Source organism: Syntrophales bacterium (assembly GCA_026417625.1).
Lineage (GTDB): Bacteria > Desulfobacterota > Syntrophia > Syntrophales > UBA8958 > JAOACW01.
This window is the reverse complement of sequence record JAOACW010000016.1, coordinates 16,973-27,128: the sequence shown is the minus strand read 5'-3', so window position 1 is coordinate 27,128 and position 10,156 is coordinate 16,973. Positions and strand designations below refer to the sequence as shown.

The following is a 10,156-nucleotide window of genomic DNA, read 5'->3' as shown; positions in this document are numbered from 1 at the left end:
CAGGTATACGATCGGTCGCAATCCCTTCAATGATCAGGTCTCATTTCATCGCCACGTGGGACATACAACAATAGAGGGGAGTGGTGCCCTGAGTCGCAATCCCTTCAATGATCAGGTCTCATTTCATCCGCAAACTTCTCTAATAAGCTCCGTAAGGCCTTTTTTGTAACCTTTATTGCGGACCCCAAGGAAAAAATCTAAAAACATTGTTCAATCCATCCTCTTTTTTTTCTAAGTCCTTGTTTTTTCGATAATTTTTTAAAACGCAGACCTCCCAGTTCTTTGTTCTTAAATTTATAACAATTTCAAGCAGTTCAAAAAATTGCTGGTGTGAGAAGGGAGGTCTGCACAAAAGTAGTTACTCATAAAATGCTAAACTCTGTATCGAAATCGACTACAAATCCCTGACCTATAATCTCTACCTTTCTGTGAGCACAGCCATTGCACAGAGGAAAGAACTTAACCCCATCAACGGCAGGATCAATGGTTCTTCGTATACGCTCTATATATTCCTGCAGCTTATTTGTTGTTATATTCAATTCAAAGATAGATTTTTGCACCCTTGTGCCATAGTCCTCACTTATTTTCGCCACTTTTCTCAAACGATACTCATCTGATATGTCATAAGCTACTATAACCCTCATGTTAGACAACCCTATAATCCAACTGTGTCACTTTTACACCCTTACCAACAATGATAACCCGATTCATGCATCCCTTGCAGATTTTATAAATCCTGACCGAATCACTCTTCAGGTCCAAATTTTTCTTACAATAGTCCTTTATTTTCTTTATCGCTACATCGTCTATATCACACTCAAAAACGGACTTTTGTGTATTGAGACCATAGTCCTTTAGAAACTTGTTAAGTTTCACCAAACGCTTAGGATCAGTAATGTCATAAGTGATTACTGTAATCATTGCGAGAACTCACCTAAAAAGAATAGGCAAATAAGTTGATACTTCACCCTCGACAACTTTTCGATAATGCTGAGCCTGATAAATGATAGCATCCGCATAAGAAAGATGACGTTCCGCTGGTGGATAGAAAAAACGCATCGTAAGCTTCTTCTCAAATGCCTCAACGACTTTACTCAACGCATTGCCCCTTAATTTGACCGGGTATTTACCAGTTCGTGCCAGTTCCGGTGTAAAATCAACGACAGGTTGCTCAGGGAGGTCCATAATTTCCATTTCGGAAGAATCATCAACAGAAATCCAGCCTATAGGATCGCTTGTCACATCAGGTACTTCTTCGGACAATTCATCCTGCTCAGTAGACATAGGTTTCTCAACGTAGAAATCATCTTTCTTCAGGATTTTAAGGTTAAAAAGAGACAGAGCAAGAGTATCTGCAATCAAAGGTCGAAATTCTTCCATCAAATCCAGCACCAAAGAATAACGACCATAATCGATTGAATGAAGACAACCAACATAAGGATCAAGAGCTGCTATACGCACAGCAGCGTATACCCTGTTCATCAGAAAAGTATAAAGCAAAGAGAGAACCGAGTTCACTGGATCGGTAGGTGGCCTGCGTACACGTCGAGTGAAACCCCAATCGCTCAAGAAACCACGGGGAAAACCTTCAAAGTAAAGAACCGAGCCGCGCCCTTCATAACCACGCACAGCATCAATACTTTCAGCTTTGTCAACAAGGGGCACAAGTTCTTGTATCTCTTGAGCTTTCCTGCCTGCTATAGAATCGTTTTTTGTACGCTTTATGCGGTTGAGCAACGTAGCCATATTCAAGAGCTTTCCTTTAACGATGGCCTTTGCCACACCCAAACAGAACTCCCTATCATCCAATAGTTTGAACTGCCTTCGCCGAAGATTTACATTTCTCGCCTCCGCAGACGATAGACGTCCAAGATAACGACCGTTCGCAGTTAAAAAGACAACATCTATTCCATGTCGCATAAGCGAAACCAAAGCAGGATGTGTGATTTCAACACTTCCAAATAGAACCAATTGTTCTAACTTGTATGTGAAAAGTGTGTGTAAAATGTCATTTTCTTTCTTTACAAGCAAATGCCGCCCTTCACGAACAACCCGTGCCCCTTGTGTTTTGACATACACTATCATACTACCAAACCTCCTTGTGAGTTGCCCCTCGCCCCCTCATGATAGGGGGGCGAAGATGGGCAGCCGGAATCGAACTTTGGGGAATTGCACCCCACGGCCAGTATGGATTCTACGAAAAATTATGCGACACTCACAAGGACAGCAATATTGCAATTATTATAAAGGGACACGATAACACATTATTCAGTTGTCAAAGAACATCCATGCATCTTTTTGTTTCCTCAAGGAAATACTTTAGTTTTTCCCGAATTCTTTTTGGACTGCTCCCCGATTTTCTGCCCATCCCTGCGTGGTTTAGGTCATTTCTGAAATTACGTAAATTTACGAAGCATTTCACCAAATCCGGTTTATCTTTTAAAAATGAAACGCAAAGTCCTGTAACTTCTTTCTCACTGGAAACACAAGACACTGAGTGTGTACCACTTACCCCACCCAATTCATCGAAAGCCTTCGCTGCCGCTTCTCGCAATTTTTGATCATTATAATCGAGGTTCAACTTCTCCAGTAAGTATGTAATGATAGTTTCTCTCAAAATCGTATAGCTCTGCTGTATCAAGTTGTGTTCAGAACACCAATAAGCACCATAAAAGCTATCGTTAACTACGTTACCGTTGAACGAATCAAGCTGCCTTTTCAAATCTTCCAATATAGGGAAAAGCGTGTTCCGTACCACACCAAAAGAAATACAACTATCTACAGCCTGTTTAAGCTCCGCTGCGACTTTACCTATCCTATCTCCCCGGCATGTCGCCATAACCGAGGTAAATTGATCAAGTTTCTCCGCGAGGATTCGAGTTTTCCTTGCCTTTTCGTCTTTACCGGCAGTGATTTTCAGAACTGGTTTATAAATCTTATTTGCAAGAGCTATTACTGCCTCTGCATTGCCTGTTGAAATAAATCTGTCCAATCCAATAGCCCAACATAACAACTCATCAAAGGAAGTTAGATCAAAAATAGGGACAATCCTTTCTTCAAGGGGTTTATTCCTTACTTCAACTATTGGACCAAGAACCTCAAAAGCACCATAATAAATACCTTCGATGGAAATTTTCTTCACGACCCGGGCATAATTCAAAACAACCATCGCAAGCATTGGTAATGATCGGAAGGCATGGGTTATATCGAATACAACTCTGTCGGATTTGCCTATCTCATTGAACATAATGTCAAAGATCTTCCATATGTCCTCTTCCGAAAAACCTGGAGGGATCATAACGTTCCTAATTCTCGGTTTCAAAGATAGCTCTTCAAGACACGATTTAAGCCCCTTGGAAGATTTACCGTCTACACCATCATACCAATTTTTCCTTACCGCCTCCTCTGTCGTAAAAATTAAGATACCATCATCTTCATTCCATTCTTTACAATTGATACTTGCCGTGGCTACTTGGACAAACCTTGTAGGGCCTATTTTTTTATCATGCAGTTGGTAATACGCCTCAACATATTCACCCGTTCCTAAAACAGAAAGGAACAACCTGGCCATGCCCCCTCCAAAAAAAATTCGATAATAGGATCTCTACTCAATTCTCTCCAACTTGCCGAGTTCGTACGGCATTTTTAAAGTATCTTCTGTATCCAGCACTACTCCCTCCGGAAGACGTTTCTTTATTCTGAAAACAACAGCGACATCTCCTGGCTCCATAAAAACTTCAATTCTATTAACTTTTACATCAATGCCGAGAAGAATAGAAAGAGCTTCGGCAGTCCCCTTGTGACCCACGGCAGAAATCGCGTCTTTTGCAATACGCTTTGCTTCTTCAACATCTATACTTGAGAATCGATACAAACCGTATGTAGTAAGAACAGGCGTGTTTAGAATATAACGTTTCAACTTTACCTCCATCCCGTTTTTCCATGAGAAACAGAAAACTAATCAACAAACCAAAATCAGCTTTCACCTTCAATTCTCACGATTGAATACCGGTTGTAAACCTTCTCTATCGTAACCTTTGCGTTCACACTTTTGCGTTTCTCTATTAAACTCCTGCGCAAGTTTTCTGGGATAATATCTTTACCCTTATGGATAGCCCTTTTGCCTTCAAATTCTGCCTTTAACTCTTGTTTCCCCGGATCCCACGTTAGAAGAGCAGAAGGCCACTCCTCAATTACAGGTTCTGGAACAGTTCTTCTCTCAACAATTTTCTCAACGGTCTCGGACATCACCTTTTTGACAGGTTTGGCAACTTTTAATGATTCATCTACTTCTTTTTCGATCTCCGGAGTTATTTCACCTATTTGACACCAACCGAACGGCCTTATTCTATTTTTGTCATAATTTCTGTTAACTTCAGATGCGAGCCATACTGTTGTAGCTTTATCTGAATCATATTCCCTCTTGCCTCTGATACGTATTTTCCTGTACCCCTCTATAGTTACTGACTCAGCCCCTGAGTGACGGCCAACTCTTATGAGCCGACCACCATCCAACTTCAGAGAACACTCATTTATTCCAGCTTGTCGAAGCTCCTTCTCCTCTCTCAATTTCTCCTGCTCGAAAAAACGCAAACTATCCAAGACACCCTTAAATGTAATTTGGTGATTTACCAGTGGATGACGAGATTTCTCCTCATCAACAGAAATTGTCCCTACAAAGAATGAACCAGGTTCTATAATCTCCAAAATTTGGCTCAATCCTCCCGCACTGCTGCCATCCTTCTTCACATTTACCGCATAAACTATACGGGTTGATGCTTTTACTGGTACAAAATCAGAAACCTTCAGCAATCTAAATGGATCAGTCTCGATACTCTTATAGTCTAACAATGTTTGTTCAAGTTTTCTGTTCGCACCTTTTTCGCTCAGGTTCAAACTAAATGGTGGTTTTTTCTTTGCAACCATGTTCAGATAAGCCGTCCTTAAGGAGCCTTTTATGGAAGAACCTGGCAGATAGGGCTCGTTGTTATGAGGGTTAAAAGCAGTTCTCATAATAGCAAACCTGTTTAACTCATTTTGAATCCTGTTCACATCCCCCATTGGCATCCCAACAGATCTATTATAATGACTCACAAACCCTTCACTGACCGGTATCCGGAAGCCTTCTGCAGATCTACCTCTCATGAATTTCATCAACTCAAGAAGAGACACAACAGTCCCTTTCCGGCTTAGAGAGTCGAACTTTATCTTCTCTTCTTCCTTTAAAGATTTAAAAAAAGTTAATGGATCGAAGACCACTAATTCCCTTTCCCGTTCATCCACAACGAAAGAGAAAGGCTCGTAAACCTCGTCACACCCTATGTGAACAGGGGTTAATACTTTTATGAAACACCTTTTCGTTACCACCATAATCTCACTCCAAACTTATGGGTAAATAAATGGAGTAACCCTGAGAAACAGTGTTGACCTCCACCTTAGATACACCCTTTATCGCACAACCAAGGTACGGTTTACTCCAGACAACGTCACTACTCGGGAATAATACCGCCCCTTCATCCGCCATGATGATAGGTGCCTTAAAGGGATTGGACGAAGTGGCCAAAAAATCTCCGTGTCTTCCAAAACGAGTGAAAGGTACAAAAAACACCTCACTATAGAGGTCCTTTTCTGGAACCGAAGGTGCCAGAGTGTAACATGCAACAGCATCTCCTCGAACGGGAATCGCAATCTCTCTTACAGAGAGAACATCAAAACGACCCAAACCAGTGGATGCATCTCGACCGTAACCGAACTTCCCCATCCTCTCAAAACCAAATTTTATCCTTTCAACATCAGTTGCTTCCTCATCAAAAAGCACAAAAATAGCGAGCTCCAGATCAGGATGGTATACAAAATTTCTCATTATGTATGGGGCAAACTGATCTTCACCTGTTGTCATAGTAATTCGATTAATTGTATTGTGGTCCTGGACAAACTCCCTCATGATGCTACTTTCACTGAGACTTAAACCCGCCGATCTAAAAACTTCTTCATCGGTCTTCATCCGCTCGCGGTCAACTTTTAATTGGAGATCTTCTCCCACAATGACCCAACGTTTCTTCAAAATCCTCTTTCTCTCCTCGTAAAACTTACTCCTATCCTCATAGGATGCTTTGGAAAAAGCCTTGAGGGGATAATCAGGCGTCTTCAAAGCATAACAACTTTTATTGTTACACATAACAACTGGCCATGCTGTTGAAAAAATACCAAACGGCCTTTCATGATAACAGGAAATCCAGAAATCCAGACCTCCATTCAATATTTCAGGATCGTACTTGACTTGCCAACAGAATTGACCAAATACGGTATCACCTTTAAGCGGTGTGCCAAAAGACGATCTTGGCTTTATACGAACCTCACAAAACTTCAAGGCAAACCTCCTTTTTTTCAAGCGAGCTGAATACTATCGTACATATCTTTTATCTTTGGATCTGCAAATTCAAATTCTATTCTTCCATATCCCCTGCTCCCACTGCCTCCCAGAGCATCATGCGCAAGGAGTTTCAAGCCACGGAGCAAGAAGGGAAAAAGTTCTTCCTCTTCCTTATCACCAAGAATTTTTAGAGCTATGTGAAAATCAAATACAGCACCTGCTACAACTCTTTCAAACAAACGAGGCATTTCCGCAACACCTGTTATCCTATTGATAGCATTCTCCGACTTTATTTCGAAATAAGGGAGCCTTTTACTATCCACATCTCTTTTCCACTCTTCGTTTAGTGGACAATCGGAAAAGGAAACACGGGTGGGTCCTAGTTCTTCCTTCTTGATATCTTCTGCGTCAGCACCACCGGAACCGAAAACCTTAAGAATTTTTCTGCATATCTCCTTCTGTTCTTCATCTTTTATTGTCTGGAGATCGCTGGCCTGAAGGGGCCTACCGCCTGTCTCACCCATCAAACCACTCTCCAGTTCCAGAAGGGACCGCACTTTTCCCTTCAACGAAGACCCAGGGATATAAGGCTCATTCGTATAGGGGTGTTTTATTACAGGATCATCCGTCCCACCAATGCGCATTTCGGTGTTACCCGTACCAATGTGAAGACCTGTCTTCAGAATTATCTTGCCCTTAATCTCCTTAATCTCCTTAAGTTTTATATCCATTTTTCGCCCCTCCTTTCTTATCCGCTTTCATCTCATCATCTTTTTTCTTAACTTCATACTGGCGGTAAAATCCCATAAATGCCTCAAAGAAATTGGCAAAGACATCGAGGTCTTCTGGATCCTTCACCTGTTCTATGCAGCCTTTGATCAACTTAACAAACTCTTCCGTAACGAGATTATCTCTCCCTTTCGCATAAACAACCTTCGCAATAATCATGTTTACAAAAGGATGGATAACCTGCCATTCACTAGGATTTTTCTTTACTATTTCATTGTATCTCATAACCTCATCGTAGAATTTCCTTATCTGAGCCCGCCTATTCGAATTACTACCCCTCCGAGAAGTCCAGATTTTCTCCGCCCACTTTTCTGCCTCCTCAGAAAATAGTTTCACACTCACTATTTTCTTCTCTCTATTCTCATAAAAATTAGGATACTCACTCATAATCTCCCTCCTCTACGAACATCGTAAATTAAACCCCACAGGGGTATTCTTAACTTTTCACGATATTTTTCTAACCACTCAGCCACTTTTAAAAACTCGTTCCGCACTTCTTTTCTAACCGATTCGTCCTTAATGACACTTCCTACATTTCTCTCAGTTACATAGGTGAAAAATGCTCGCCACTTGAGGCACTCCATGTCCTCTATTCTCACTCCCCCCTTACTACAAACCACCCTTTCCTTTTCCACCATCCCTATGAAATGGTTAAGACGAAAAAGCATTGCGCTATTCACTATCTTTCTATTAAACCAGTCAAACAGTGTACTTTTCATCTTCATAAGTTCGTAAAATTCATGCCATTTAGCCGTGCTGCCAAAAACTGTAATTGAATTCCTTCCATTATCCTTCGATTTAGAAAGGGCATCTTCAACATCATCAACAACTCTCTGAATAGGCGTGTTTGGTTTTTGTAAGGAAATGCCAGCTGACAAATGTATTTCTGGATTGTGGCAAACATAACTGATAAACCTCTCGTTAAGAAGAGACGCAAAATCAATTATCCTGTTCCAGGGGCCCACGAAGAAAAGATCATCACCACCTGCAAAAACGGTGTATATATCATGAAAGCGACGGTCATTTTTTAGCAAATAGGGAAGACAAAGTGTAAAAAACAAATTAAACTGTCTGCTTAAAGCTGCCATGCGCGTGATGGAAATCTCCTCCTCACTCAAGCCACAAGACATCAACTTTCCCAGATGATCAACATCAGCTTTAAGTACACCAAGCGCCGCCACACCCTGTTCCTTGTCATTTTCATCAATAACCAGTGCCTTAGCTGCTATATGCTCAAACGTTTTGATTTTACCCACCTCAATACCTTCATCCTCTTTCTCCCCAGATTTTATTCTTGAAAGAATACGTTTATCGTGCATATCCTCTTCACGATACGTGGGCACATAACCGGCTATAAAACGAACTGTTACGGTTTTACTAATCGGTTGCGTTGGATCAACATTCACATCCCAGTACTTATAAAGCGAACCATCCCTTGCCAGATCATTCAAAGACCCTTTAGTAAATGTCACCTGGTATTCATCAAAAATAGGATCCAGAAGCTTAACTTCTCGGATATCAGCGTTTTTACTCGTAATGGCTACTCTCAAATCACTCCGTGTAATACCGCTTCCCAAGTAAATGTGATCCCGACAAATATCACACATAGAACGATCATCTTTTTCCCTATATTTTTCAGCCCTCTCTGATGAAGGCCTTTTTCCACAATAGGGACACAATGGCGGGTTTAAAGGCCGGAACCTCTCTAAATAACCCTTAACCGCTCCACCATGTTCAAACAACGAAAAACGGGAGAATTTTTTTAGCCATATTCTATCTTTTAGTTCCTCCCATAAATCTGAGAATCTTACCCTCGTAAGTTCTTCGGGTGCCGATTCAAGATGAGAAATGCCTAGACAACTCTCACCGAGTGAAATTCTGAGAAGCCACCTATTGATTTTTTCTTCAGCTTTTGCGAGCTCATTTTTAACACTTTCAGTGTTTGGCAAAAGAAGAATAAATTTACCCCCTGCCATAATTAACATAGAAGTGGAAGGCAACCCTATTCTGCGAAGAATCAGATCAGCCGCAAGTTCGCAGTAAAGTGAAATGGCGAAAGAACGGCCACGCAACATCTTCGCTCTGTATTTTGCCGCTTCACCTTCGCTGAATATGAAATTCTGAATGCCATAGAAATCCCCACCAACAAACAAAAATTTCTTTGGTTTCTCATCCTTTATGGACTCCACGTTATAAGAATCAGTTTCTGTGTGATAAAGAAAGAGCGCACTTGATATGGCGGCAACCATACGGGAATGATCGTACAATGACACATCAGGAATTGTCATCCCCGCCCTCGCCTGAGGGACAAAACTTAAATAAATACCCAATAGGGACTCGAAATGATCAAACCACAAATATATATTTTCTTTTCTATGAGCCAACTTCTCAATAGCAGATGTAAACTCCCTAAATAACCTCTTGTAATCACTTTTGGCTTCTTCGTCCGTCTTCGGTAAAGCTCCGTCTTTCTCTACGGGAAAAATGTTTTCAGGCGAAATTTCTCTAAGAGGATAAACGTATTTGAAATCATCACGGTTCATTTTCTCATGGAAACCAAGCCTCTCAAACAGAGAAAGTAAGCGTGTTTTCGGCGCATCTCTCCAGTCAATGGCACTGTTGTACTCCTTTTCAAAAGTCAGGCGGTCCCATCCCGCACTCAGTCGATCCGCCTCCGCGATAATCCACTGAAGAGCTGTTTCTGGTCTGTGGTGACCTGCCGCTAATTTTACAAAAGTATCTTCGAGTCCCCATTGAGCTCGATTCAACTCTTCCGGCAAACTCTTCTCCAGCCACTCAATGAATGCGGAAGTGTATGTAGCATGCCGGTGGGTGTAACGACCTCTAAAAACCGGCTGAAATAGGATAGCATTTCTATCCAGGTAATCCTGATCAACTTCCGTCTCCATCGCGTATTCAGCTATTTTCCCAATATCGTGTAAAAGACCGGCCAACGCAACCTTAAGAACTGTTTCCCTCATTGCTCATCCCTCC

At 41.5% G+C, this 10,156-nt stretch carries 10 protein-coding genes; all 10 read right to left on the bottom strand.

From position 1 onward, the window contains the following. Positions 1 to 362: 362 nt before the first annotated feature. On the bottom strand, positions 363 to 644 hold the full coding sequence (gene cas2 / locus N2317_08525; GenBank protein ID MCX7817532.1) for a CRISPR-associated endonuclease Cas2: 282 nt from the start codon (positions 642 to 644) through the stop codon (positions 363 to 365). A gap of 1 nt (position 645) precedes the next feature. Beyond that, the gene (gene cas2, locus N2317_08520) at positions 646 to 921 is read right to left on the bottom strand and encodes a CRISPR-associated endonuclease Cas2 (GenBank protein MCX7817531.1); all 276 of its coding nucleotides are present in this window, start codon (positions 919 to 921) and stop codon (positions 646 to 648) included. 9 nt (positions 922 to 930) lie between these two features. Continuing rightward, a complete protein-coding gene (cas1, locus tag N2317_08515; protein ID MCX7817530.1) occupies positions 931 to 2,085 on the bottom strand; it encodes a CRISPR-associated endonuclease Cas1 in 1,155 nt (384 codons plus the stop codon). Between the two features lie 190 nt (positions 2,086 to 2,275). Next, entirely contained in the window at positions 2,276 to 3,571 is a 1,296-nt protein-coding gene (gene csx2 / locus N2317_08510) for a TIGR02221 family CRISPR-associated protein (GenBank protein ID MCX7817529.1), read from the bottom strand. 33 nt (positions 3,572 to 3,604) lie between these two features. Further along, complete coding sequence (locus N2317_08505) at positions 3,605 to 3,919, bottom strand: YddF family protein (protein MCX7817528.1); 315 nt, start codon at positions 3,917 to 3,919, stop codon at positions 3,605 to 3,607. A gap of 56 nt (positions 3,920 to 3,975) precedes the next feature. After that, positions 3,976 to 5,370: a type III-A CRISPR-associated RAMP protein Csm5 gene (csm5, locus tag N2317_08500; protein ID MCX7817527.1), complete on the bottom strand. Its 1,395-nt coding sequence runs from the start codon at positions 5,368 to 5,370 to the stop codon at positions 3,976 to 3,978. Positions 5,371 to 5,374: 4 nt separating this feature from the next. Continuing rightward, positions 5,375 to 6,370, bottom strand: coding sequence for a hypothetical protein (locus N2317_08495; protein ID MCX7817526.1), 996 nt, complete (start codon positions 6,368 to 6,370; stop codon positions 5,375 to 5,377). A 17-nt stretch (positions 6,371 to 6,387) separates the two neighbouring features. Continuing rightward, positions 6,388 to 7,104 (bottom strand): type III-A CRISPR-associated RAMP protein Csm3, encoded by a 717-nt coding sequence (gene csm3, locus N2317_08490; protein MCX7817525.1) that lies wholly within the window; start codon positions 7,102 to 7,104, stop codon positions 6,388 to 6,390. After that, entirely contained in the window at positions 7,088 to 7,549 is a 462-nt protein-coding gene (gene csm2, locus N2317_08485) for a type III-A CRISPR-associated protein Csm2 (protein MCX7817524.1), read from the bottom strand. Before csm2 ends, csm3 begins: the two co-directional genes overlap by 17 nt. Continuing rightward, positions 7,546 to 10,143 (bottom strand): type III-A CRISPR-associated protein Cas10/Csm1, encoded by a 2,598-nt coding sequence (cas10, locus tag N2317_08480; GenBank protein MCX7817523.1) that lies wholly within the window; start codon positions 10,141 to 10,143, stop codon positions 7,546 to 7,548. Before cas10 ends, csm2 begins: the two co-directional genes overlap by 4 nt. Between the last annotated feature and the right edge of the window lie 13 nt (positions 10,144 to 10,156).